This is a genomic window from Pseudomonas sp. V98_8, from assembly GCF_029967975.1.
GTDB lineage: Bacteria > Pseudomonadota > Gammaproteobacteria > Pseudomonadales > Pseudomonadaceae > Aquipseudomonas > Aquipseudomonas umsongensis.
This window is the reverse complement of sequence record NZ_JASCAE010000046.1, coordinates 1-24,438: the sequence shown is the minus strand read 5'-3', so window position 1 is coordinate 24,438 and position 24,438 is coordinate 1. Positions and strand designations below refer to the sequence as shown.

Annotated in this window: 23 protein-coding genes; 12 read left to right on the top strand and 11 right to left on the bottom strand. The window is 61.7% G+C overall.

The genetic code is table 11. From position 1 onward, the window contains the following. Nucleotides 1–84: 84 nt before the first annotated feature. From QLG10_RS14715 to QLG10_RS14705, 3 genes are all read left to right on the top strand, one after another. Nucleotides 85–1,050, top strand: a complete 966-nt coding sequence (locus QLG10_RS14715) for an ABC transporter substrate-binding protein (RefSeq protein ID WP_110752419.1) — start codon at nt 85–87, stop codon at nt 1,048–1,050. Between the two features lie 105 nt (nt 1,051–1,155). After that, nucleotides 1,156–2,274, top strand: coding sequence for an S-(hydroxymethyl)glutathione dehydrogenase/class III alcohol dehydrogenase (locus QLG10_RS14710; RefSeq protein WP_110752421.1), 1,119 nt, complete (start codon nt 1,156–1,158; stop codon nt 2,272–2,274). 68 nt (nt 2,275–2,342) lie between these two features. Continuing rightward, entirely contained in the window at nt 2,343–2,726 is a 384-nt protein-coding gene (locus QLG10_RS14705) for a VOC family protein (RefSeq protein WP_110752423.1), read from the top strand. A 304-nt stretch (nt 2,727–3,030) separates the two neighbouring features. Here QLG10_RS14705 and QLG10_RS14700 read toward each other — a convergent pair whose 3' ends face one another. Together QLG10_RS14700 and QLG10_RS14695 are read right to left on the bottom strand one after the other, a co-directional pair. Continuing rightward, the gene (locus QLG10_RS14700) at nt 3,031–4,221 is read right to left on the bottom strand and encodes a cation:proton antiporter (RefSeq protein WP_042955806.1); all 1,191 of its coding nucleotides are present in this window, start codon (nt 4,219–4,221) and stop codon (nt 3,031–3,033) included. Between the two features lie 243 nt (nt 4,222–4,464). Then, nucleotides 4,465–5,112, bottom strand: a complete 648-nt coding sequence (locus tag QLG10_RS14695; protein WP_282487600.1) for a TetR/AcrR family transcriptional regulator — start codon at nt 5,110–5,112, stop codon at nt 4,465–4,467. Nucleotides 5,113–5,237: 125 nt separating this feature from the next. Between QLG10_RS14695 and QLG10_RS14690 the strand changes: the two genes are divergently transcribed. The 7 genes from QLG10_RS14690 (at nt 5,238) to QLG10_RS14660 (ending at nt 12,831) form a co-directional block, all read left to right on the top strand. Next, on the top strand, nt 5,238–7,274 hold the full coding sequence (locus QLG10_RS14690) for an NADH:flavin oxidoreductase (protein WP_110752471.1): 2,037 nt from the start codon (nt 5,238–5,240) through the stop codon (nt 7,272–7,274). A gap of 126 nt (nt 7,275–7,400) precedes the next feature. Next, on the top strand, nt 7,401–8,708 hold the full coding sequence (locus QLG10_RS14685; protein WP_282487599.1) for a Xaa-Pro peptidase family protein: 1,308 nt from the start codon (nt 7,401–7,403) through the stop codon (nt 8,706–8,708). 13 nt (nt 8,709–8,721) lie between these two features. Next, nucleotides 8,722–9,531, top strand: a complete 810-nt coding sequence (locus QLG10_RS14680; RefSeq protein ID WP_282487598.1) for an amino acid ABC transporter ATP-binding protein — start codon at nt 8,722–8,724, stop codon at nt 9,529–9,531. Further along, complete coding sequence (locus tag QLG10_RS14675; RefSeq protein ID WP_282487597.1) at nt 9,531–10,172, top strand: amino acid ABC transporter permease; 642 nt, start codon at nt 9,531–9,533, stop codon at nt 10,170–10,172. Before QLG10_RS14680 ends, QLG10_RS14675 begins: the two co-directional genes overlap by 1 nt. Then, nucleotides 10,169–10,828 (top strand): amino acid ABC transporter permease, encoded by a 660-nt coding sequence (locus QLG10_RS14670; RefSeq protein ID WP_110752474.1) that lies wholly within the window; start codon nt 10,169–10,171, stop codon nt 10,826–10,828. The genes QLG10_RS14675 and QLG10_RS14670 overlap by 4 nt, the downstream gene beginning before the upstream one ends. 58 nt (nt 10,829–10,886) lie before the next feature. Further along, nucleotides 10,887–11,720 (top strand): transporter substrate-binding domain-containing protein, encoded by an 834-nt coding sequence (locus QLG10_RS14665; protein WP_179057148.1) that lies wholly within the window; start codon nt 10,887–10,889, stop codon nt 11,718–11,720. A 103-nt stretch (nt 11,721–11,823) separates the two neighbouring features. Then, nucleotides 11,824–12,831 (top strand): Ldh family oxidoreductase, encoded by a 1,008-nt coding sequence (locus QLG10_RS14660; RefSeq protein ID WP_282487596.1) that lies wholly within the window; start codon nt 11,824–11,826, stop codon nt 12,829–12,831. Here the strand turns inward: QLG10_RS14660 and QLG10_RS14655 are convergent. Continuing rightward, nucleotides 12,812–12,934, bottom strand: coding sequence for a hypothetical protein (locus QLG10_RS14655; protein ID WP_282487595.1), 123 nt, complete (start codon nt 12,932–12,934; stop codon nt 12,812–12,814). The two genes, QLG10_RS14660 and QLG10_RS14655, sit on opposite strands and share 20 nt — an antisense overlap. A 56-nt stretch (nt 12,935–12,990) precedes the next feature. Then, nucleotides 12,991–13,743, bottom strand: coding sequence for an SDR family oxidoreductase (locus QLG10_RS14650; RefSeq protein ID WP_110752480.1), 753 nt, complete (start codon nt 13,741–13,743; stop codon nt 12,991–12,993). A 123-nt stretch (nt 13,744–13,866) separates the two neighbouring features. Between QLG10_RS14650 and QLG10_RS14645 the strand changes: the two genes are divergently transcribed. Then, nucleotides 13,867–14,781, top strand: coding sequence for a LysR family transcriptional regulator (locus QLG10_RS14645; RefSeq protein WP_110752482.1), 915 nt, complete (start codon nt 13,867–13,869; stop codon nt 14,779–14,781). Nucleotides 14,782–14,991: 210 nt separating this feature from the next. On the opposite strand, the gene QLG10_RS14640 is transcribed toward QLG10_RS14645, so the two are convergent. The 7 genes from QLG10_RS14640 to QLG10_RS14610 all read right to left on the bottom strand — a co-directional run bounded on the left by QLG10_RS14640 (nt 14,992) and on the right by QLG10_RS14610 (nt 23,950). Then, entirely contained in the window at nt 14,992–15,708 is a 717-nt protein-coding gene (locus QLG10_RS14640; protein ID WP_282487594.1) for a TetR/AcrR family transcriptional regulator, read from the bottom strand. 32 nt (nt 15,709–15,740) lie between these two features. Next, the gene (locus QLG10_RS14635; RefSeq protein ID WP_282487593.1) at nt 15,741–17,369 is read right to left on the bottom strand and encodes a methyl-accepting chemotaxis protein; all 1,629 of its coding nucleotides are present in this window, start codon (nt 17,367–17,369) and stop codon (nt 15,741–15,743) included. A gap of 63 nt (nt 17,370–17,432) precedes the next feature. Next, nucleotides 17,433–18,584 (bottom strand): acyl-CoA dehydrogenase family protein, encoded by a 1,152-nt coding sequence (locus QLG10_RS14630; RefSeq protein ID WP_020800496.1) that lies wholly within the window; start codon nt 18,582–18,584, stop codon nt 17,433–17,435. 17 nt (nt 18,585–18,601) lie between these two features. Continuing rightward, entirely contained in the window at nt 18,602–19,690 is a 1,089-nt protein-coding gene (locus tag QLG10_RS14625; RefSeq protein WP_110752486.1) for an enoyl-CoA hydratase/isomerase family protein, read from the bottom strand. Next, entirely contained in the window at nt 19,687–20,583 is an 897-nt protein-coding gene (mmsB, locus tag QLG10_RS14620; RefSeq protein WP_110752488.1) for a 3-hydroxyisobutyrate dehydrogenase, read from the bottom strand. Before mmsB ends, QLG10_RS14625 begins: the two co-directional genes overlap by 4 nt. A 52-nt stretch (nt 20,584–20,635) precedes the next feature. After that, a complete protein-coding gene (locus QLG10_RS14615; protein WP_188263616.1) occupies nt 20,636–22,144 on the bottom strand; it encodes a CoA-acylating methylmalonate-semialdehyde dehydrogenase in 1,509 nt (502 codons plus the stop codon). Between the two features lie 102 nt (nt 22,145–22,246). Then, the gene (locus QLG10_RS14610) at nt 22,247–23,950 is read right to left on the bottom strand and encodes an AMP-binding protein (protein ID WP_282487592.1); all 1,704 of its coding nucleotides are present in this window, start codon (nt 23,948–23,950) and stop codon (nt 22,247–22,249) included. Between the two features lie 241 nt (nt 23,951–24,191). Between QLG10_RS14610 and QLG10_RS14605 the strand changes: the two genes are divergently transcribed. Further along, nucleotides 24,192–24,438: hypothetical protein (locus QLG10_RS14605; protein WP_282487591.1), on the top strand; the 247-nt coding region annotated here is incomplete at its 3' end.

Genomic DNA, 24,438 nt, shown 5'->3' with positions numbered 1-24,438 from the left:
TGTTAAATCTCATGGGCCCGTTTGTTCCTGTGTCGCCCACAACAGTTCGCTGCCCCCAATAATAATGATTCGGAGCGTCTGATCATGAAAAACAGGAAGAGTTTGCTGGCTTCTTTACTCACCCTTGGCTTGCTCGTCGGCAGTGCTTCAAGCCAGGCTTCGGGCTGGTGTGATTCGGGCAAGCCGGTGAAATTTGCCGGCTTGAACTGGGAGAGCGGGATGCTCCTCACCGACATCATGATGGTGGTGCTCAAGGAGGGTTATGGCTGTGCCACGGATCAGCTGGTGGGCAATACCATCATTCTTGAGACCGCGTTGGCCGGCAACGACATCCAGGTGTTTGGCGAGGAGTGGATGGAGCGCAGCGAGGTCTGGAAAAAGGCCGCGGCGGCCGGCAAGGTCGTCGGGGTGGGCGCGCCGATCATCGGGGCGACCCAGGGCTGGTATGTGCCGCGTTATGTCGTGGAGGGAGACACCAAGCGCAATCGACCGGCGCAGGCGCCCGAGCTGAAGACGGTCGCCGATCTGAGCAAGTACCCGGCGGTGTTCAAGGATCCGGAGGAGCCGTCCAAAGGCCGTTTCTACAACTGCCCTGCGGGCTGGATCTGCGAACAGGACAATACCGAGATGTTGAAAGCCTATGGGCTGGAAAACACCTTCACCAACTTCCGCCCAGGGACAGGAGCGGCATTGGATGCCGCCGTGCTCTCCAGTTATAAACGCGGTGAACCGGTGCTGTTCTACTACTGGTCACCGACGCCGTTGATGGGGCAGATCGATGCGATAAGACTGGAAGAAACCGGGGCCAACAAAGACGTCGTCACCATGGTCGGGCTCTCCAGGACTTTCCATGAGCAGGCACCCGAACTGGTCGCTGTGCTGGAGAAGGTCAACATTCCCATCGATCTGTTGAACCAGAACCTGGCACGGATGACCCGGGAACGCATCGAATCGCCGAAGCTGGCGAGGATGTTCCTCAAGGAGCACCCGGAAGTCTGGCACGCCTGGGTCGATGAAACCGCGGCAAAAAAGATCGAGGCGTCGCTCTAACCAGTCACGAGGGCACGGATGCCCGCCCTGCGTAACACTCTTCTACTACTGATTTTTACCGTTTCTGCACAGCGGCGACGCCTCTGTGCGCCCAGGAAAAACACCATGATCAAATCACGAGCCGCTGTCGCCTTCGCGGCGAACCAGCCTCTTCAAATCGTCGAAATCGATGTGGCACCCCCACAGGCCGGGGAGGTGCTGGTGCGAATCATCGCCACCGGCGTCTGCCATACCGATGCGTTTACCCTGTCCGGCGCGGATCCGGAAGGCCTCTTTCCAGTCGTCCTCGGGCATGAAGGCGGCGGCATCGTCGAGGCCATCGGCGAAGGCGTGACCTCGGTGGCGGTGGGGGATCACGTGATCCCGCTGTACACACCGGAATGTGGCGACTGCAAGTTCTGCATGTCCGGCAAGACCAACCTCTGCCAGAAAATTCGTGCGACCCAGGGCAAGGGCCTGATGCCGGACGGCACCAGCCGTTTTTCCTATCAGGGCCGACCCATTTTCCACTACATGGGCACTTCGACCTTTTCCGAATACACCGTGCTGCCGGAAATCTCCCTGGCGAAAATCCCCAGGGAAGCGCCACTGGACAAGGTCTGTCTGCTCGGTTGCGGCGTGACCACCGGCATCGGTGCTGTGCTCAACACCGCCAAGGTGGAAGAGGGCGCCAGCGTGGCGATCTTCGGCCTGGGCGGTATCGGCCTGGCGGCGATCATCGGCGCCACCATGGCCAAGGCCGGTCGCATCATCGCCATCGATATCAACCCGGCCAAGTTCGAGATCGCCAGGCAACTGGGCGCCACCGATTTCATCAACCCCAAGGATCACGACAGACCGATCCAGGACGTGATCGTCGAAATGACCGAGGGCGGCGTCGATTATTCCTTCGAGTGCATCGGCAATGTCCAGCTGATGCGTGCAGCGCTTGAGTGCTGTCACAAGGGCTGGGGCGAGTCGGTGATCATTGGCGTCGCCGGCGCCGGTCAGGAAATCAGTACTCGCCCGTTCCAGTTGGTGACCGGTCGTGTCTGGCGCGGTTCGGCATTTGGCGGCGTAAAAGGCCGCAGCGAACTGCCCACTTACGTCGAAAAGGCCCAGGCCGGTGACATTCCGCTGGATACCTTCATCACCCACACCATGGGGCTCGAGGACATCAACAAGGCCTTCGACTTGATGCATGAAGGCAAGAGCATTCGCACCGTCATCCATTTCGATCGCTGATTCAAGCGCCCTGGCGTCGAGCGCGCACGGGCCCCATACAGCCTGTTTTTCATAGAGAGAGCATCAAGATGAGCATCTTCACCCACGTCACCGTTGGTACCAACAACTTGCAGCAGGCCCGCCGTTTCTACGACACCGTGCTCGCCACACTCGGCCAGAAACGCATCGCCGATCTGGATGACAATGGCTCGATCTGGGGTGAAAACGCCCCGTCGTTCTTCGTGCTCAAACCCGCCAATGGCGCGCCTGCCAGCGTCGGCAATGGTGTCACTGTCAGCTTTGAAGCAGCAGATCGCGCCGCTATCGACGCCTTCCACGCGGCAGCCCTGGCCAGCGGTGGCACCGACGAAGGCGCACCGGGTCCGCGAGGCTGGGCACCCAACGCCTATGCGGCTTACGCACGGGACCTGGACGGTAACAAGCTGGCTGCATACTGCTTCAAGGCGGCGTAAGTCATAGGCGCTGCGCTTGACCGGCATCGCCCATGGGAACCGGGTCACTTCACGAGTTTGCCAGTGACCCTGTTCCCGCTTTGTGCAGCGGGCAGCCGGTTGAATCCACAGTCCACGGGAGACGTTCATGCCAGGGTGCGCCTGCACCAGGTGATTGCTCGTGAAGCTAAATTGTTGCCGCTGACCGCAAACTGACCCAGGTGTTCAACTGCTTCTGCTCACTTTTCGAGCAGGAGAACACAGGGTGATGCAACAGAAAACGCAGCGGCCAGCGCAGTTCGAGATTACTGAACAAACACGGTCATCAATGATCACGACTGGCCAGCCGTGCAACCCATGGATTGGCACTCAGGCCGTGTAATAGCACACTGAGTAAAACGGTACAGACAGCAGTAGCCACCAAGGTACGGCTTGCTTGCAGGGGGTAGGCCAATATCATGACGGCAAAGACAATACTGGCCAGGCCTCGCGGGCCGAACCAACCGATGAAGAGGCGAGTTTCGAAATCGAAGCGGGTTCCGACCAGGCTGATCAGCACGGGCAGTATGCGAATCATGGTCAGGCTGAGCACCGAGTAAAGCCAGATGTTCAGGGTGAGGCTGCTCCAGGCCCACGGGATCACCAGTGCGCCAAATACGACCCAGGTAATGACCGATAACAGACTGGCGAACTCTTCGCTGGCCTTGAGCATCTGGTGCTTTTGCTCGGTAAACAGAAAGCTTGCAAGCAACCCACCGACGAACGCGGCGATAAATCCGCTACCGCCTAGTGTTTGCGCTGTGGCAAAGCACAGGATGGCGAGCCCGGGCAGGGTCAACTGTGACCACACTGGCGTTTGCCACTGGTGTTTTACGGAGTAGCGCTGCAACCGCCAGGCGATGAGCGTCAGGGTAATACCGATCAGTGCACCGATGCCCAGTTCCTCGATCACTAACTCTAATGCCAGTGAGATAGGGGACCGTGTCTGTTCTTCGACCAGCAATGCCAAAAACATAAGCAACACTGGAACGCAGATTCCATCATTCAACCCGCTCTCAACGTTTAACCCTTCACGCACGGACGCGGGAACCTGAGGGTTGCTCACAACCGCCTTGCCGAGCGCAGCATCGGTGGGCGCCAGAAGCGTCGCCAATATTGCCAGCTCCAACGGTGGGACCTGTGGGAACAGCCAGACGCCGACTAGCCAACCACCCGCTATGGTCAGCGGTAGCCCTATCATCAGCAAGCGCAGTGGAAGCCCTTCATTGGCCCGAAGGACCTTCAAATCGGCGTTGGCCGCATCGCTGAACAGAACAATCGCCAGCGTCAGCTCAGCCAGGAACTTGAGGCCCTCCCTGTCAATCCGGAGTTGCAGAACGCCCAGAAATGCCGGGCCGAGCAGCAGGCCGGCAAGCATGAACATAAGCGGGCCATTAAGCAGGCGTGACTCGAAGCGCCCCGCAAATAGGCTGTAGGTAAGGAGGAAGGCGGCAAGCAGCGCTAGGTTCTGATACATCGACGACCTGCCTGTTAAGGGTGGGCAGATGTAACACGCGACCTTGAGGTAAACACTTTCAGGGTAGCCCCATTTGCAGTTTCGTGGAGAACACCGGACCTATCGCAATGGTTCAGATACCGACCCCGGACGGGGCTATCGGCGATTCGGGCCAGGCACTGATTGAAGGAATGCCTGGCAGCGGTGCGCCAAAGGGAGGGCCTACCAGGACGCTCTCCAAAGAAACGACTTGGAGTCGATGATTCAGACGTTCAAATCGGCACTGCTAAAACCGTTGCGCTGATAAAAGCGCTCCAGCTCACGGGCTTCCGGCTCCCTGCCGGTGAAAATCTTCAGGTACTCGGGGATGTAGCGCATGCGCTGGGCCAGGGGCTCCCGGGTTTTCATGCTGATGTAGCCGATTTGCGTGAGGTAGATCGAACGGGCGCGGGTTATCGCCGCATCGTGTTCAAAGCCGAAACGGTCGAACATCTGCCGCAATGCCTCGACGCGCTGCTCGTCAGCCTGGCCGATTTCCTGCGCCACTTCCGGTGATTGCAGCGCCCAACTGCGCATGGCGAACTCGAACTGCGAGTCGAACAAATCGCTGTTCAGCCAGCAGTCGAAGACGTTGAGGATCGCCTCGGTGATGGACTCGGCATAGGCCTGGGATTTGGTCACCAGGTTGAAGGTGTTCTTGTTTTTCCATTGCTCGATCAAGGCGATGAGCAAGGCATCGCGGTCTTCGAAAAACCAGTAGAAGCTGGTGCGCGACAAATTCAGTTTTTTCGCCAGCGGCATCACTCGCACGGCATCGACGCCTGACTCGGTCAGGCTCTCGTAGGCCGCATTGAGCCAGGCTTCCAGTGAGCCTCGGCCTGCCGGTTCCGCCGTTGAGGTGGTTGCTTTCATGGGCATTTCTTCCCTGTTGAAATGTGCTTTTCGTGGTCAACTGTACACCAGCGTCAAGAGTATTGACACCTGTGTACACAGGGGCATATTGTCGGCGTGCCTGATGACCTGTTTGCGAGACCGATATGAAAAACGATCCGCTACTTCAGCCTTATCGCCTCAAGCATTTGACCTTGCGCAACCGCATCATGACCACCTCCCATGAACCGGCTTACCCGGAAGACGGGATGCCGAAAAAGCTCTACCGGGCCTATCACGTCGAACGTGCCAAAGCCGGTGTAGCCATGACCATGACCGCAGGCTCCGCCGCGATCTCCCGTGACAGCCCACCCGTGTTCAACAACATTCTGGCCTACAAGGACGAAGTGGTCGGCTGGATGAAAGACTTGACCGACGAGTGCCATGAACATGGTGCGGCGGTGATGATCCAGCTCACTCACCTGGGCCGGCGTACCCGCTGGGACAAAGGCGACTGGCTACCGGTGGTGTCGCCCTCCCACAATCAGGAACCCGCACACCGCGCCTTCCCCAAGCAGCTCGAACAGTGGGACATCGACCGCATCATTCGCGACTACGCCGATGCCGCCGAACGCATGAAAGCCGCCGGCCTGGACGGCATCGAGCTGCAAGCCTACGGTCACTTGATGGACCAGTTCTGGTCGCCGCTGACCAACGAACTGGAAGGGCCGTATGGCGGCTCGCTGCAAAACCGCCTGCGCTTTACCTTCGATGTGCTCACGGCCATTCGCAAACGCGTGGGCCCGGAATTTATCGTCGGCATTCGCTACACCGGGGACGAAGTGCTCGCCGGCGGCCTGCAAAAAGAGGAGGGCTTGCAGATCTCCCAACTGTTGAAAGACAGTGGCATGATCGACTTCCTCAATGTGATCCGCGGCAACATCGCCACCGACGCCGGGCTGACCGACATCATCCCGATCCAGGGCATGCGCAATGCCCCGCACCTGGATTTTGCCGGCGAAATCAAGGCGCTGACCGGCTTCCCGACCTTCCATGCAGCGAAAATTCCCGACGTGGCCACGGCGCGTCATGCCATTGCCTCGGGGCTGGTGGACATGGTCGGCATGACCCGCGCGCACATGACCGACCCGCACATCGTGCGCAAGATCATCGAAGGCCGTGAAGACGATATCCGCCCTTGCGTGGGCGCCAACTATTGCCTGGACCGCATTTACAACGCTGGCGCTGCCTACTGCATCCACAACGCCGCGACCGGGCGTGAAACCACCATGCCTCATGAAATACCCAAGGCTGCGCACAAGCGCAAAGTGGTGATTGTCGGCGCCGGCCCTGGTGGCCTGGAAGCGGCACGGGTGGCAGGAGAGCGCGGCCACGAGGTGGTGGTGTATGAGCTGGCGGACAAACCCGGCGGACAGATTCGCCTGACCGCGCAGTCCGAGCGGCGCAAGGAAATGATCAGCATCATCGATTGGCGCATGGCGCAATGCGAGCGCCTTGGCGTGACGTTTCACTTCAACACCTGGGCAGACACCGCGATTGTTCTCGATGAAAATGCCGACGTGGTGATCGTGGCGACCGGGGGCCTGCCGCACACGGAAGTGCTGGAACGCGGCAATCAATTCCTGGTTTCAAGCTGGGACATTATTTCCGGTGACGTGAAGCCTGGGCGCAATGTGCTGGTGTACGACGATGCGGGCGACCACGCCGGCCTGCAAGCCGCCGAATTCATCGCCCGCAGTGGCGCCAAGACTGAAATCATGACCCCCGACCGCTCGTTCGCGCCGGAAGTCATGGGCATGAACCTGGTGCCCTACATGCGCTCGTTGCAGCAACTGGACACCACCTTTACCGTCACCTACCGGCTCAAGGCTGTGGAGAAACAAGGCGACCAGTTTCTGGCTACGATCGGCACCGATTACAGTGACCTGACTAAAACACGCCGGGTGGATCAGGTGGTGGTCAACCACGGCACCCGGCCGCTGGATGAACTGTATTTCGAACTCAAGCCCCTGGCCAGCAACGAGGGCGCCGTGGAGTACATGGACCTGATTGTCGGCAAGCCGCAAACCGTTGCGAGCAACCCCGAAGGGCGCTTCCAGTTGTTCCGCATTGGTGATGCCGTGGCGTCGCGCAATACCCATGCGGCCATCTACGATGCCCTGCGGCTGGTCAAGGACCTCTAGCTACCGTGTGTCGCCCACCACGATAAAGACAGCCGTCACCTGATTTAGAAGCCTTTAGTTACTGCCCCAACAGTTGGACTGATTGAATTTGATGAACATCAAACTCTTCCCAGCGGAGGTTGTTGCATGCATACGGGTTCTGATTCCATTGAGCTGCTCACGGCGTTAACCGAACGCGACCTGCGCTTTCGCAGCGATGCCAAGGTCACTGAACATGCGCTGGCGCCGGTCGACACGGCGTTACTCGATGCGTATTGCGCCATCGACCGCAAAGCCCTGCGTCATTACCGCCTGGAGCGCATTCGCGAGCAACTGCGGGTCCAGGATTACGCCGGCATTCTGTTGGCCGATCCGATCAATATTCGCTATGCCACCGACACCAACAACCTCGGTTTGTGGGTGATGCACTCGCCCAGCCGCTATGTGTTCGTAGCCACCGACGGCCCGGTGGTGCTGTTCGAGTTCACCAGCAGCCGGCACAACAGCGAGCACGTGGAAACCATCGATGAAATTCGCCCGGCGATTCCCTGGCTGTATTTTCTGGCCGGCCCCCGCGTGCAGGAAAAAGCCGAGCGCTGGGCCGAGGAAGTGGCGGACCTGATGGCCCGCCACGGTGGTGGCAATCGCCGCCTGGCAGTGGACCGTTGTGACCCTTGGGGCGCGCAGCGCCTGACGCATAAGGGCATTGAGCTGTTCGATGCGCAGCCGTTGATGGAGCAGGCACGCCTGATCAAATCGGCGGAAGAGGTCGCCAGCCACCGGGTCTCCATGGGCGTGTGCGACCTGGCCATTGCCCGGATGCGCACAAGCCTGGTGCCGGGGGTCACTGAAAACCAGCTGTGGAGCATCATGCACGGGACTAATGTCGCGCACGGCGGGGAATGGGCCGAAAGCCGCTTGCTCAGCTCCGGGCCGCGCACCAATCCGTGGTTCCAGGACGCCACCGACAAGGTCATCAAGGCCGGTGAGATGGTCTGTTTTGACACCGACATGGTCGGGCCCGGTGGTTACCTTTCGGACATCTCTCGCAGCTTCGTCTGCCCCGGCAAGGCGCCGACAGCGGCCCAGCGCGACTTGCTGGAAATCGCCTCGCAGCAGATCAACCACAACGTCGAACTGCTGCGCCCGGGCCTGTCCTTTCGCGAGTTTGCCGAACACTGTTGGCCTGTGCCCAAGCGCTTTGAGCACAACCGCTACATGATGATGCTGCACGGCGTCGGCCTGGTGGACGAGTACCCCAGCGTCGCCTACGCCGTGGATTTCGCCGAGTGGGGTTACGACGGCCTGTTCGAGGAAAACATGGTGGTGTCGGTGGAAAGTTACATCGGAGAACAAGGCGGTGGGGAAGGGGTGAAGCTCGAAGAACAGGTCCTGATCAGCGCCAACGGGCCGATAAAACTTTCGCGCACGCCCTTAGTCGACGGCGATCGATAGCTGGAGCAAAAACATGAGCAGTATGACCGTGATCGAATCCGCGCCCTCCTTGGCACCGCGCCCGGTGGCCAGCGCCGAACCGTTCTTGCGCCTGGAGGGAATTCATAAGCAGTTTGGCCCCTATCCCGTCCTGCACGACGTGTGTTTTGAAATGAGCAAGGGCGAGGTGGTGGCCATTATCGGGCCCAGTGGTTCGGGCAAGAGTACCTTGCTGCGCTGTATCAATCAGTTGGAGCCGCCGACACAGGGCCGGGTCAGTATGGATGGCGTGCACATCGAAGCTGGCAAGGCGTTACCCCGTACGGAGCTGCTCAAGCTACGCCGGCGCATTGGCATGGTGTTCCAGTCGTTTAATCTTTTTCCGCACCTGACGGTACTGCGCAATGTCAGCCTGGCGCAAATCCGTACCTTGGGCCGCAGCGCCAAAGAGGCCGACGCCCGTTCCATGCAACTGCTCGAACGCGTGGGGTTGGCCGACAAGGCCCGGCACTATCCGGCGCGCTGCTCCGGTGGCCAGCAACAACGGATCGCCATCGCCCGCGCCCTGGCACTGGACCCTGAATTGATGCTGTTCGATGAGCCGACCTCGGCGCTGGACCCCGAGCTAGGCCTGGAGGTGCTGGCGGTGATGAAAGAGCTCGCCTGCGAAGGCATGTCGATGATCGTCGTGACCCACGAAATGCACTTCGCCGAAACCGTGTCCGACCGCGTGGTGGTGATGGCCGAGGGGCGAATCATCGAGCAGGGGCCGAGCCAGCAAGTGATGCGCCAGCCCGAGCATGAACGGGTGATCCAGTTCCTCCAGGCCGTGAGGAATCGCTGATGCAAGACATCCTGATGATGCTGTTGAACGGTGTGCCGTGGACCATTGCGGTCACCATGCTTGCCTTCTGCGTCGGTGTGGTGCTGGGGTTTCCGATCTGTGCCCTGCGCCTGTCCAGGGTCAAGCCCCTGCGTTTTCTGGCGGCCATGCTGGTGCTGACCCTGCGCTCCATTCCGCCGATTGTCTGGCTGTTTTTCATCTTCTTTGGCATTGGTGGCGGCTATATCAGCCTGTCGCCGTTTACCGCGGCAGTCGTCGGCCTGGGGCTGATTACGGCGGCGCACATGTCCGAGGTGTACCGCGGTGCTTTCGCGGCCATTCCCACCGGGCAATTCGAAGCCGCCTATGTGCTTAACCTGTCGGCATCGCAACGGTTTTTCGATGTGGTGTTACCGCAGTTGGTGCGCATCGCCATTCCCACCTCGGCCACCTACGCCATTGGCCTGCTCAAGGATTCGGCGGTGGCCTCGACCATTGGCGTCGGCGATATCAGCTTCCAGGCTTATCAAGTTTCACAACAAACCTTTCAGGGCCTGAGCGTCTACAGCGCGGCGGCGGTGGTTTACCTGGTGCTCAGCGTGCCGGTGGCCTTGTTCTCCCGTTGGCTCTCGGCCTCGTTGAAACAGAGGATTGCCCGATGAGCGAACTGCTGACGATGTGGGCCCAATGGCTGCCGGAGTTGTGGAAGGGCTTTGTGTTGTCGATGCAGGTCACGGCGGTGAGCCTGGGCCTGGGTATTGTCCTGGGGCTGGTGCTGGCACTCGGTGTCTCGGCCCCGAGCCGCTGGTTGCGTTACCCGTCTTTGGTCATCGTGGAGTTTGGGCGCGGTGCGCCAGCGTTGATCCTGCTGCAGTATTTTTACTTTGGCCTGCCCAGCGTCAACCTGACCTTGACCTCGTTCTGGGCTGCCGCGCTGGCCATGGCGTACTGCACGGCGGCCTACACCAGTGAAATCATTCGCGGTGGCATCGAGGCGGTGGCCCCAGGGCAAACCGAGGCCGCTGAGGTGATCGGCCTCAACCGGTTCGACGCCCTGCGCTTTGTGATCCTGCCTCAGGCCTTGCGGGTAGCGCTGCCATCGTTGCTGGGGTTTTCGATCATGATGTTCCAGGCCTCGTCGCTGTGTTTCACCATCGCCCTGCCAGAAATTGTCAGCCGGGCGTCCTCCATAGGTTCCTCCACGTTCGAGTACATGCCGGTGCTGATCCTGGCCGGTTTGATGTATGCCGCTGTCTGTGCTCCGGCAACCCTGGGCGTGGCGGCGCTGGAAAAAAGACTGGCACCCAGCCAGCCATAACAACAAATGCCACTCCCGCCGTTTTCGGCTGCTGCTCTCTTATTGCAAAGGTGACGTCATGACTCGCTCATTCAAACATTTTACCCGTTGGATGTTCTTGTGTTCGACCCTGGCTGGCGCGCCGTACGCCCTGGCCGAATGCACCCCGGCAAACCAGTTTGAAACCATTACGCCGGGTGTGCTGACCGTGGCGGCGTATGTCTTCCCGCCTTACTCGATACCGGGGCCGAACAACCAGTTGAGCGGCGTGGATGGCGAGATCATCAAGCGCATCGCCGAGCGCGAATGCCTGAAGGTCAAGACCATGGTGGTGGACACCGCAGCGGTGGTGCAGGCGGTGGTGGCAAAGCGCGCCGATGTCGGCATCGGTGACTGGTACCGCACGGCAGAGCGCAGCAAGGCGTTGGGGTTGTCGGCACCGTTGTACCTGGACGTGATGGGCATTATTTCGGATGAGGGCTACACGAAGATTTCCGAACTGGACGGCAAGCGCATCGGCACCGTGCAGGGCTACCTCTGGGTGGACGATTTGAAGAAAGCCTTTGGCGACAATCTGGTGCTCTACCCGAACCCGGTGGCCATGGCCCAGGACCTGGCGTCCAAGCGCATCCAGGTCGGCGCCGACAGCTTCGCGGTGGGGGTCTCTTCGCAGCAGAAGGGCGCGTACCCCGGCAAGAGCATCAAGGTGTCCGAGCCCGATCAACGGGTCAAGGCCACGCTTGAGCCTGGGCAGAGCGCCTTCCCGTACACCAAGTCCAACGCAGCCTTGGGCGAGGCGCTGGGCAAGAACATCCAGGCCTTGCATGCCTCGGGCGAAATCGCTGAAATCCTCGCCTCGTTTGGCCTGGACCGCGAGGCTGCGAAGGTGGGTGAGCCAAGGATGATCCAGTAAAGATAATCAACTGAACGACTCAAATCTTGCAGGAGCGGCTAAAGCCGCTCCTGCAGGTTCTCAAGCTGCGGCACACCTACAATCCGAGAATACTGAAGCCACCATGGACGACGACAAAACCGAGAAACGCCTGTCTCTGGCCGATGCCACCACCTTCGCACAACAGCTCTGCCTGGCCCACGGCACCAGCCACGCCGTGGCCTCGGCGCTCGCCAATGCCACGGTATCAGCCCAGGCCCATGGCCAACACGAGGTCGGTTTCGGTCATTTGCCTGACTACCTCAGCGGCTTTGCCACCGGCCGAATCGCCAGGGCTGCCGAGCCCATCGTGACCCAGGTCGCGCCAGCCATGATCCGCTGCGACGCGGCCCAAGGCATCGCGCAACTGGGGTTCGATCGCGCTTTCCCGGCGCTGTGCAGCAATGCGCATCAACTGGGGATCGCCCTGTTTGCGCAGTTCAACGCTTTCACCTGTGGCGAGTTGGGCTATTACACCCGTCGCCTAGCGCACGAGGGGCTGGTCGCGTTGGCGTTCACCAATGGCTCACCGCTGCTCACCGTGGCGGGCCAGAGCCGGCCGCTGTACTCCACCAACCCCATCGCATTGGCCGCCGCCAGTGCTGCAGGTCGTTTACTGGCGATTGACCAAGCCAGCAGCGCCACGGCCTACGTCAACCTGCTTCGGGCCGCTGAAACGGGGGAGGCGATACCGCCAGGCTGGGCGGTTGATGCACAAGGCAATGAAACGCGCAGCGCGCGGGAGGCATTGCACGGGACGTTGCTGGCATTCGGGGGCGGTCGCGGCGCCAACATCGCATTGATGGTCGAGGTGCTCGCGGCGGGTTTGACGGGGGCCAACTGGTCGTTGGATGCAGCAGATTTCCGTTCCGGCAGCGAATCCCCAGGGTCAGGCATGCTGGTGATTGGCATTGCACCCAGGTTGCTGGACGAGTGCTTTGCCTCACGACTGGGCGAGCAGATGACGCGGCTTGAAACCTTGGGCGTTTACCTGCCGGGCAAGGCCAAAGAGCAAGCTTATGCCCGTGCGGTCCGCGAGGGCATCAGCCTGCCGTTATCGGTGTACGACGCGTTCAAGGCGCAGGTGGAATAGCGTTACTCACGACAGGTGTGCTTGGCACAGTGTTGTTTGCAGCTTGTGCTGATACGGCCGATGCGATGCTGAACACCAGCAGGGCCAGTTTGACAGTGTTCATTCGATATTCTCCTTGGCAGGTAGGTGGGCGGCTTAAGACGCCGCCCACATGAGCAATCAGATCTGCTGCTGTCCGCCGTCGACGAACAGTTCGATGCCGTTGACGAAGCTGGCGTCATCCGATGCCAGGAACAGTGCCGCGCTGGCGATTTCCTCGGCTTCGCCGACGCGGCCCATGGGGATGAGTGAGGCCAGGTAATCCAGCAACCCTTGTTGCTGGGCGGCATCCGGGCCGGCCAGATCGACCAGGCCTGGGGTGCGGGTTGCGCCGGGGCTGATGGTGTTGATCCGTACCTGGCGGTCCTTGAGATCGAGAATCCAGTTACGAGCAAAGGAGCGCACGGCTGCCTTGGACGCGGCATAGACACTGAAAGCGGCGGTGCCTGCACTGCCGGCGGTGGAGCCCGTGAGGATCACCGAAGACTTTTGAGCCAACAGCGGCAGGGCTTTTTGTACGGTGAACAGAACGCCCTTGACGTTGCGGTCGAAGGTGTCGTCGTAGTGCTGTTCGCTTATTTCGCCTAGCGCAACCATCGAGCCGCCACCGGCATTGGCGAAGAGCACGTCGATGCGACCGTGGGCAGCGCCTATCTGGCTATACAGTTCGTCGAGCTGATCAAGCTTTGTGGAGTCGACCTGAACGCCGGTGGCGTTGCCGACTGTTGCTACGGCCGCGTCGAGTTCAGCCCGGCGTCGGCCAGTGATGTAGACATGAGCACCTTCCTCGGCGAAGCGTTTGGCGGTGGCCAGGCCGATGCCAGTGGTACCGCCGGTGACCAGTGCGATTTTGCCTTCGAGTTTGTTAGCCATGATGTTTCTCCCAGGTTTTGATTGAAGCGGTGCGAGTGATTGAGTTGCGGTGTGGGAGAAGCTTATCGACGGCAGGTTATTTACAAAATAGAATTGTCTGCAATCAATCGTTGCAGAAATGAAATGAGCAGACTTCCGGATTTCGAAGGGTTGGCGATGTTTGCCAAGGTGGCAGAAGAAGGTTCGTTCGCCGCTGCTTCGCGGGTCATGGGGGTCTCTGTGCCCACCGTGTCTCGTGCAGTCGCTCGACTGGAAGAGCGCCTGGGCGGCCGACTGTTCAACCGCACCTCCAGGCAGTTGGCGCTGACCGAGTTTGGCGCGAGCATGGTCGCCAAGGCGGGTGAAATCTATCGGCAAGCCGAAGAGGTGGAGAGCGAAGCTCAGGAGTTATCTGTAGAACCCCGAGGCCAGGTGCGCCTGGCGGTGCCGATGTCTTTCGGCCTGCGTTGGGTCGCGCCGCTGATGCCGCAATTGATGCGTCAGTATCCCGAGTTGTCGATAGACCTTCACCTGTCCGATGCCTCGGTGGACCTTATTGCAGAAGGTTTCGACGCAGCATTGCGGATTGCGGTATTGCCTGACTCGTCACTGGTTGCTCGCCGGATATGCGCGGTCACCCAATACCTTGTTGCCTCTCCTGGCTACCTGGAGGAGCACGGACATCCCACCCATCCTCGTGAGCTGGCAGCCCGCAGTTGCCTCAGCTATGCGTATCGATCGCGTAGTCAGGTTTGGCGCTTTACCCATGACGACGGCACTGAAGAAGACGTCGTCCCCAAAGGCCCTCTGCGTGTGACCAACGCTGACGCCCTGTTACCGGCCTTGCTGGATGGGTTGGCCATTGCCGAACTTCCCGAATTCATTGCCAGTGAATACCTGGCGGATGGGCGGCTGGTCGCCGTGTTGCCGGAGTGGCACATGATGCGTGGCGGGCTTTATTTCGTGACACCGTCGGCACGCACGCGGCCCGTGAAGATCAAGGCGCTGTCTGATTTCTTTGCCAGGCACCTGTCAGAACCGCGATGGCGCTGGCCATGACAAGGTGATTGCGTTTGCGCAATACAGCGTTGAAGCGCTGGTGCCTGCTACCGGACGAGTTTATCGGCAGATGTATGCCGTTCGCCTGGTGGCCAAGAATGGCAAGATCCAATGGCTTCGCGAGTCATTGGACACCGTCGCTGCGGCTAAAGCATTTGCGCCTGTTGATCCTGCTTAAGCACAGCACAGATCGCCACCCTTGGACGTTCGCTATTGGCCGATGGTGGGCCGGCGAGCCAGTCTGCGAAGGCTGGGCATTGCTACGGCCCCATCAATGCCCTGAGCCTGTCCGTCAACCTGCAACGCCCCTTGCAGGGCACCCATGACCATGTCATGCAGCAACTTGCGCCGTGATCCCTTGCCGGCCGGCGACTCTGCAATCCAGGCCGGCAGTTGGTTGAGCAGGGACACGATGCCGCTCAAGGTAGAGCGCAGGGTGACGCTCGCCGGTACACCGGTGAGCTGTTCAATCGTGGTCACCAGGTGTTCCTCGTAGCGCCTGCGCAACGCCAGGATCGAGCCAAGCTGTTCGCTGTCCAGGCAATGGAGGTCATGCTCGGCCAGGCGAAAATGCGCGCCCATGCGCTCATGCAACAGCAAGTGCGTTTCAAGCAACGCGTGCAGTCGTACCGCGGGGCTGGATTTGCGCCGGCTCACCAGGCGGGCACCCTGCAGCAACTGTTCGTAGAGCTCCTCGATCAACTCGAACAGCAGTGCCTCCTTGCTGTCGATGTGGTTGTAGATGGAGCCGACCTTGATCCCCAGATAAGCCGCGAGGTCGCGCATGCTGACCCGGCTGAAACCACATCGGGCGAACAGCTCGAGGGCTTTTTGCCGGGTTTCCAGGTAGCGGGAGTGGTGCACCTGGTCGATGGCCCCCGCAAACGAAGAGCCGGGGCGGGAGGCAATTGGTTGCGAGGCTGTCATCTAGGCGATACCTCCATCGTTGCTGATCCATTTCAAAGGCGAAACTGCCCCAATAGCCGATTGAGATGGCCCGCCAGTTGACCCAGGTTCTGGCTGGCCTCGTTGGACTGGTCCGCCGCCAGGGCATTCTCGTGGGCCAGCGAGGCGGCGTGGGTGACATTCTGGTTGATGTCCTCGACCACGTGGGATTGCTCCAGGGTGGCGCTGGCAATCGAGGCGTTCAGTTCAGTGAGATTGCGCAGCGCGGTGATGACCAGGTGCAGGCTTTCACCGGTTTCGCGGGCCTGTACCACGGTTTGGCGAGCGGCCTGGCTGCTGGCATTGATGACATCGACCGCCGCTTCGGAGTTGCCCTGCAGGCGTTCGATCATGCCCTGGATCTGCGCGGTGGACTGCTGGGTGCGCTGCGCCAGCAGGCGCACTTCGTCTGCCACCACGGCGAAGCCACGACCCTGTTCACCCGCGCGCGCGGCCTCGATGGCGGCGTTCAGCGCCAGCAGGTTGGTCTGCTCGGCGATGGCGCGGATCACCTCCAGCACGCTGCCGATCTGCGTGCTTTCCTGGGCCAGGCTCTGGATCACTTCGACAGCCTGGCCGATGGTCTCGGACAACTGGTCGATCTGGCGCAGGCTGCTGTCGATGTTGTGCTGGCCCTGGCGTGCCTGCTCATCGGCCTGGCGTACTTCATTGGCCGCGTGTTCGGCGTTCTTCGCCACGTCCTGCACGGCATAGGACACTTCGTGGATGGCGGCGGCCACCAGTTCCATTTGCTGGGATTGCTGTTGGCTGTGGCGCTGGCTGTTGCTGGCAATCTCGCCAAGCGATTGCGAGGCCTGGTCGAGGTTGCCGGCGGTCTGCATGGACTGGCCGATCACGGCGCGCAGCTTGTGGGTGAACGCGTTGAAGTGGCTGCTCAGGGCGGTCAGCTCATCGCGCCAGCGACTGTCCAGGTTGTGGGTCAGGTCGGCTTCGCCGCTGGCGATGTTCTCCATGGCATTGACCACCTGCGCCAGGGGCAAGGCGATGCTGCGGGCGATCAGCAGGATCAGCGCGCTGAGCAGCAGGGCGATGGTCAGTACGATGACGAAAGCCTGTATCAGCTGGCGGCGGAACTCCACTTGTACGTCGTCGACGTAGATGCCCGAGCCGACGATCCAGCCCCAGGGCTTGAACAGTTCGACATAGGAAACCTTCTCCACCGGCGCGTCGGAGCCCGGCTTTGGCCAGCGGTAGTGCACCAGGCCGGAGCCGTCGCGGTTTGCCACGGCGACCATCTCGTCGAACAGTGCCTTGCCGTCAGGGTCGAGGGTGCCCGCCATGCGCTTGCCCTCGAGCTTGGCGTTGGGGTGCATGACCATGCGTGTGTCGAGGTCTTCGATCCAGAAGTAGTCGTCGTGGCCGTAGCGCAGGTTGCGTATGACCGCGCTGGCCTGTTGCTGCGCTTGTCCACGCTCGAGACCCTGGCCTTCCAGGGCCTGGAAATGACGCAGGACGCCGCTGACGGTCTCGACCACGTGACGGGTTTTCAGGGCCTTGGCCGCATAGAGATCGTCATGGTTCTGCTTGAGCATCAGGCCGGCGAGAATCAGCAGCATCAGGATGGACGTCAGCAAGATCAACCACAGGCGGCGGCTGATGGAAAAATTACGCAGGCCGAGCATGGGCAACTCCAGAAGGGGCAGGCAAGGGGGCAGCCGGCGCGCAGGGCGCGTCCGGCCAAGGGCTCAGAGCGCGTAGTGGGCCAGCTCGCGGGCGATCAGCAGGCGCTGCACCTCGCTGGTGCCTTCGTAGATCTGGGTGATGCGCGCATCGCGGTAGTAGCGCTCCACGGGGTAATCCTCCAGGTAGCCATAACCACCATGGATCTGCAGGGCGCTGGAGCACACGCGCTCAGCCATTTCCGAGGCGAACAGCTTGGCCTGGGACGCTTCTGACAAGCACGGTTGCCCGGCGCTTTTCAGGCGCGCGGCATGCAGCACCAGCAGGCGGGCAGCATTGAGCCGGGTGTGCATATCGGCGAGCAGGTTGGACACGCTCTGGTGTTCGATGATCGGCTTGGCAAACTGGATGCGTTCGCGGGCATACCCCAGCGCAGCCTCGAAGGCGGCGCGGGCGATGCCCAGGGACTGGGCGGCGATGCCGATGCGACCGCCTTCAAGGTTGGACAGGGCAATGGCCAGGCCCTTGCCGCGCTCGCCGAGCAAATGGTCCTGGGGGATCGTGCAGTTATCCAGCGTCACCGCGCAGGTATCGGAGGCCTTGATCCCCATCTTGTGTTCGCTGCGATCGACCACGAAGCCGGGATTGTCGGTGGGCACCAGGAACGCCGACAGGCCCTTCTTGCCCAGTTCCGGATCGGTGACGGCAAAGACAATGGCCAGCTTGGCGCGCTTGCCGTTGCTGACGAATTGCTTGGCACCGTTGAGTACCCACTGGCCGTCGCGCAGTTCGGCGCGCGTGCGCAAGTTGTGCGCTTCGGTGCCCGCCTGTGGCTCGGTCAGGCAGAAGCAGCCAATGGCCTGGCCGCTGGCCAGGAGTGGCAGCCAGGTGTCTTGCTGGGAAGGGCTGCCATATTTGAGCAGCGGGCCGCAGCCCACTGAGTTGTGGATGCTCATCAAGGCGCCGAGGGCGCCGTCGCCGGCCGAGATTTCCTCCACGGCCAGGGCGTAGGCCACATAGTCGGTGTAACTGCCACCCCAGGTGTCCGGCACCACCATGCCCAGCAGCCCCAGTTCACCCATCTGCGCCACCACGGCATCATCGATCCAGCCAGCCTTTTCCCAGGCCTGGGCCTGCGGGCCGACTTCACTGCGGGCGAAGTCGCGTGCCATGTCGCGGATCATGCGTTGTTCTTCGGTCAATTCGATATCGTGCATTGCGAGTCTCCTGCCGTTCAGGCGGTACGAAGGGGTTTGCCAGAGGCCGGGCGAAAGTCGCTGAAGAAAGCCTGCACCCGCGCAGGCACCAGTTCCGCCAGGGTTGGCGGGTTCCAGCGTGGGGTCTTGTCCTTGTCGATGATCAGTGCGCGCACACCTTCCATCAGGTCGCCCTTGTCGAACCACTGGTAGTCCAGGTGCAGCTCCAGGGCAAAACAGTCGGCCAGGCTCAGGTATCGACCGCGGCGCAACAGTTCCAGGGTCGTAGCCATTGCCAGTGGCGAGCGGCTGTCGAGCAGCGCGACTGTCTGTTCGGCCCAGTCGCGCAGCTCGGGACGTTGCTCGCGCTGCAGCGCATTGCGAATCGCCGACACATCAGGCAGGGAGAAATAGTCATCGATCACCTGGCGGTAAGCCTTGAGTTCCGATCCGGCAATACGCTCGGCGGCCAGCCCCGCCAGCAGGTCTTGCAAGTCTTCTGCGGGCGCACGGGTCCAGTTCAAGTGATCCAGGGCGGCATCCAGTTCGACCAGGCGCTCGCTGGGCAGGTAGTAGTCGGCGAGGTCGGCATAGAGCGCATCGGCGGCCCGTACCTGGCAGCCGGTGACGCCCAGGTAGATACCCAGCTCACCGGGAAGCCGCGGCAGGAAATAGCTGCCACCGACATCGGGGAAAAAACCGATGCCGACTTCCGGCATGCCCATGCGCGTGCGCTCGGTGATCACCCGCAGCGAGGCCGCCTGCGCCAGGCCCATGCCACCGCCCAGGACGAACCCGTCCAGCAGCGCCAGCACCGGTTTGGAGTAGCCATGCAGGTATTCGTCCAGGGCGTATTCCTCCTCGAGGAACAGCTCGTGCAGGTTGTCCCCGGCCTGGTGACTGTCGTACAGCATGCGGATGTCGCCACCGGCGCAGAACGCTTTTTCCCCGGCGCCACGGACAGTGACGGCGACGATGTCCGGGTCCTGCTCCCAGGCCCGCAGGTGCCGCCAAAGCAGCGTCACCATGGGCAGGTCCAGGGTGTTCAGCGCGCTGGGCCGGTTCAGCGTGAGGTGGCCAATGCGGTTACGCACGCTGGCCAATACCGGGACTGCCTGCCCGCTCATGCCTGAACTTCCCCTTGGAACAGTTTGATGATGGCGGAGAAGTCCAGGCCGCCATGACCTTGCAGGCTGAAGGTCTGGTACAGCTGCTGCGCGGCAGCACCGAGCACCACCGGCTGGCGCGCGTGTTTCGCCGCTTCGGTAGCGAGGCTGAGATCCTTGAGCATCAGGTCGGTGCCGAAGCCGCCACTGTAACCGCGCGAGGCCGGCGCATTTTCCAGCACGCCCGGGAACGGATTATTGATCTCCGAACTCCAGCAGCGACCGGTGGAGGTGCCGATGACACCGGCCAGCACCTTGGCGTCCATGCCCAGGGCCACACCCAGGGCCATGGCCTCGGCGACGCCGACCATGGAGATGCCGAGCAGCATGTTGTTGGCGATCTTGGCCACCTGGCCGTTACCGGCTTCGCCGCAGCGCACGATGTTCCTGCCCATGGCCGAGAGGATCGGCAAGGCCTGGTCGAATACGCTGACGGGGCCGCCGACCATGAATGTCAGGGTGCCCGCCGTCGCACCGCCGGTGCCGCCGGAGACCGGCGCGTCGAGCATCGGGTTGCCTTGGGCAAGGGCGATTTTGGAAACTTCGCGCGCACTCAGCGGGTCGATGGTCGAACTGTCTATCAACAGCACACCTGGGCCGATGTTGGCCAACAGGCCGTCCTTGGCGCCATAGACCTGCTTCACGTGGTGTGCGGTTGGCAGCATGGTGATGATCACTTCCACCCCGGCCTTGGCCACGCCTGCGGGCGAGTCGGCGGCGCTGGCGCCGGCCTCCACCAACGCGGCGACTGCCTGCGCGAAGGGATCGAAGACGGTCAGGCTGTGGCCTGCCTTGAGCAGGTTGCGGGCCATCGGGCCGCCCATGTTGCCGAGGCCGAGAAATCCGATATGCATGATGACTACCTTTTGCGTGTGGTGGCGAGGGGATGAATCCCCTCGCCACAGATCATTTGAGGGTGATAGTGGTGTTCACCGCGCCCACGACGTCGTCTTCGTCGAACCAGCGCTGGGTGATCGTCTTGGTCTGGGTGTAGAAGGTCACCACTTGCTTGCCGTAAGGGCCCAGGTCGCCGAGCTTGGAGGCGCGCGAACCAGAGAAGGAGAACAGCGGGACCGGTACCGGGATCGGCACGTTGATGCCCACCTGGCCAACGTCGATTTCTTCCTGGAAGTGACGGGCCGCCGCGCCCGAGCGGGTGAACAGGGCGGTACCGTTGCCATTGGGGTTGGCGTTGATGATCTCGATCGCCTCGCTCAGGCTGGCGGCCTGCATGACGCACAGCACCGGGCCGAAGATTTCTTCGCGGTACACGGACATTTGCGCGGTGACGTTGGAGAAGATGGTCGGGCCGACGAAGTTGCCGTCCTGGTAGCCAGGCACGCTCGGGTTGCGGCCATCCAGTTCGAGCTTGGCGCCTTCTTCGATGCCACTGGCGATCAGGCTGTTGACGCGATCCAGGGCAGCGCAGGAAATGACCGGGCCGATGTCGGTGCCAGGTTCGGTGCCGCCATTGATCTTGAGGGTTTTGGTCCGTTCGATCAGGTCCGGCAACCAGGTCTGCGCTTCACCTACCAGAATCACTACCGGCAGGGCCATGCAGCGCTGGCCAGCGGCGCCGAAGGAGGCGCCCAGCAGGTTGTTCAAGGTCTGCTGCTTGTTGGCATCGGGCAGGACGATGGCATGGTTCTTCGCGCCCATCATGCACTGTGCGCGTTTGCCGTTCTGCGTGGCGCGGTTGTAGACGTGAGTGCCGACCTTGGTCGAACCCACGAAGGACACGGCCTTGATGTCCGGATGATCACAAATCAGGTTCACCGCATCGACGCCGCCGTGGATGACGTTGAGTACGCCCTTGGGTACACCGGCCTCCAGCGCCAGTTCGACCAGGCGCATGGTCACCAGCGGGTCTTGTTCGGACGGCTTGAGGACGAAGGTGTTGCCGGTGGCGATGGCCATCGGGAACATCCACAACGGGATCATCGCCGGGAAGTTGAACGGGGTGATGCCGGCGCACACGCCCAGCGGCTGCATCAAGGTGTAGGTGTCGACGCCGTTGGCGACGTTGTTGGCCAACTCGCCCATCTGCAGGTTACCGATGGAGGTGGCGTGCTCGACCACTTCCAGGCCGCGGAACACATCACCTTCGGCATCCGGCAGGGTCTTGCCCTGTTCGGCGGTGAGCAGGGCGGCGAGTTCCTTGATGTTCTCGCGGATCAGCTGCTGGTACTTGAAGAAGATCCGCGAGCGGGCGCCGATTGGCGTCTTGCGCCAGGTCTTGAAGGCTTCCTTGGCGCTGGCCACGGCGGCATCCATTTCCTCGGCGGTGGCGAATGGCACACGAGCGAGGATTTCCTGGGTGGCCGGGTTGACCACGTTGCGCCACTCGGTGCTGCGCGATTCGACGAACTCGCCGTTGATGAGGAGCTTGACGCTTGGAACGCTGGATGAGGTCATTTTCGGGTCCTGTCTGCTTTCTTTGAGTCGAGTGAGGCCCCTCGGCCTGGTTGGCCGAGTGGTCGGATGTGAGTTCAGGAGGGCCGGCGCACCGGCCCGGGTTCAGCCCTTGAGCTGAGGGAAGTCTTCTTCGAAGTACTCTTGTGCGCCGCGCGCGTCACTCTGCCGACGCTGCACTTCCATCTGGCGCAGCTCCACCCGACGGATTTTCCCGGAGATGGTCTTGGGCAGCTCGGTGACGAACTCGATGCGTCGCACTCGCTTGTACGGCGCCAGGTGCTCGCGGGCGAAGGCGAGGATATTGCCGGCGAGCTCGGCGCTGCCGGGTTCGTCATGGGCCAGGATCAGGAACGCCTTGGGCACGGCCAGGCGCAGCGGGTCGGGGCTGGGGACCACGGCGCATTCCATCACCGCCGGGTGCTCGATCAGAGCGCTCTCCAGTTCGAAGGGGCTGATGCGGTAGTCGGAGGCCTTGAACACGTCGTCGGCGCGACCGACAAAGGTGACGTAGCCATCATCGTCGATCTGCGCGGTGTCGCCGGTGCGGTAGTAACCGTCGCGCATCACCTCGGCGGTTTTTTCCGGGCTGTCCTCATAGCACAGCATCAGGCCAAGTGGCCGCACGTCCAGCGGCAAGGCGACTTCGCCCTCATTGCCAGGGGCCCCGTCGGGGTCGAGCATGGTCACTCGGTAGCCCGGCAGCGGACGACCCATGGAACCGGGCTTGAGCAACTGGCCGGGCGTATTGCCGACCAGGGCGGTGGTTTCCGACTGGCCGAAACCGTCGCGCAATGGCAAGTCCCAGGCATGCAGGATCTGCTCGATGATTTCCGGGTTGAGCGGCTCACCGGCGCCCACCAGTTCGCGCAGGCACAGGCGCTCCTTGTAACTGGCCAGGTCCTCCTGGATCAGCATGCGCCAGACCGTGGGCGGGGCGCACAGGCTGGTGACGCCATAGCGCTCCAGGGCACCCAGCAGGGCAGGGGCGCTGAAGCGCGCGACGTTATGGATGAAGATGCAGGCGCCGGCGTTCCAGGGGGCAAAGAGGCAACTCCAGGCGTGCTTGGCCCAGCCCGGTGACGAGATGTTCAAGTGCAGGTCGCCTGGCTGCAGGCCGATCCAGTACATGGTCGACAAGTGGCCGACCGGATAGCTCTGGTGGCTGTGCAACACCATCTTCGGCTTGGAGGTGGTGCCGGAGGTGAAGTACAGCAGCATCGGGTCGGTGGCCAGGGTGCGACCCTCGCTTTCGAACTGCTCGGAGTATTCGCTGGCGGCGCTGTGGGGTGTCCAGCCGGCGGGGGCCGGGCCGACGCAGACGCGGCTGCAGCCTTCACCCAGGCCGTCGAACTTGTCGACATGGGCGGCACCGACCACCAGATGGCGAACCTGGCCACGTTCGATGCGGTCGGCCAGGTCATCGCAAGTCAGCAGTGCGGTGGCAGGGATGACCACGGCGCCCAGCTTGAAGGCGGCCAGCATGGTTTCCCACAGGGCGACGTCGTTGCCGAGCATCAGCAGGATGCGCTCGCCACGGCGCACACCAAGGGCACGCAGGTGGTTGGCCACCTGGTTGGAACGCGCGGCCAGTTGCTGGAAGCTGTAGCGCTGTTCGCTGCCGTCTTCTTCGACGATCCACAGGGCGTTGGCCTGGTTGCCCTCGGCCATGGCATCGAAGTAATCCAGCGCCCAGTTGAATTCGTTCAGTTGCGGCCAACGGAAGTCCCGCGTGGCAGTGGCGTAGTCGGTACGATGGGCCAGCAGGAAATCACGAGCTTTGATGAAGGGTTGGCAGTTGCTGTTCATTGGAGTCTCCATCGATCGCGGGGGCGATCGGCGCGGTAACGGGTACGGGAGGGTCAGGCGGCGAGGGGCGCTTCGCTGCGGGCGGCGATGCGTACATGACGCGTGCGGGTACCTGGGAGCGGGGAGACGATGGCAAGCATGGATGTCTTCACGGTGTATGCCCTTGTTTGTTTTTGTTGGGTCTGGCCCGGATCATGACCGGTGCTTGAGTCCAGTATATGCATGCAAAAATGAATTAAAAATGCTCATAAAAGCCGGTGCGTTGTGCAGAAAAGTCATAGCTGTGGCGCGCTGGGTGGCAGGCCGATCGCACTGTCAGGTCATGCGGGGCGCCCTTACTGTAGGCGCCAGGCTTGCCGGCGAAGGCGTCCAGGCGGCCAATGGGGATTTTGTGACTGAGTACATATCCATTTCTGCGGTAACGGCCACTTATGGTTTCGCCCTTACGGCGAGTCACTTGGAAGAGCCCCAAGTAACCAAGGGCTCTT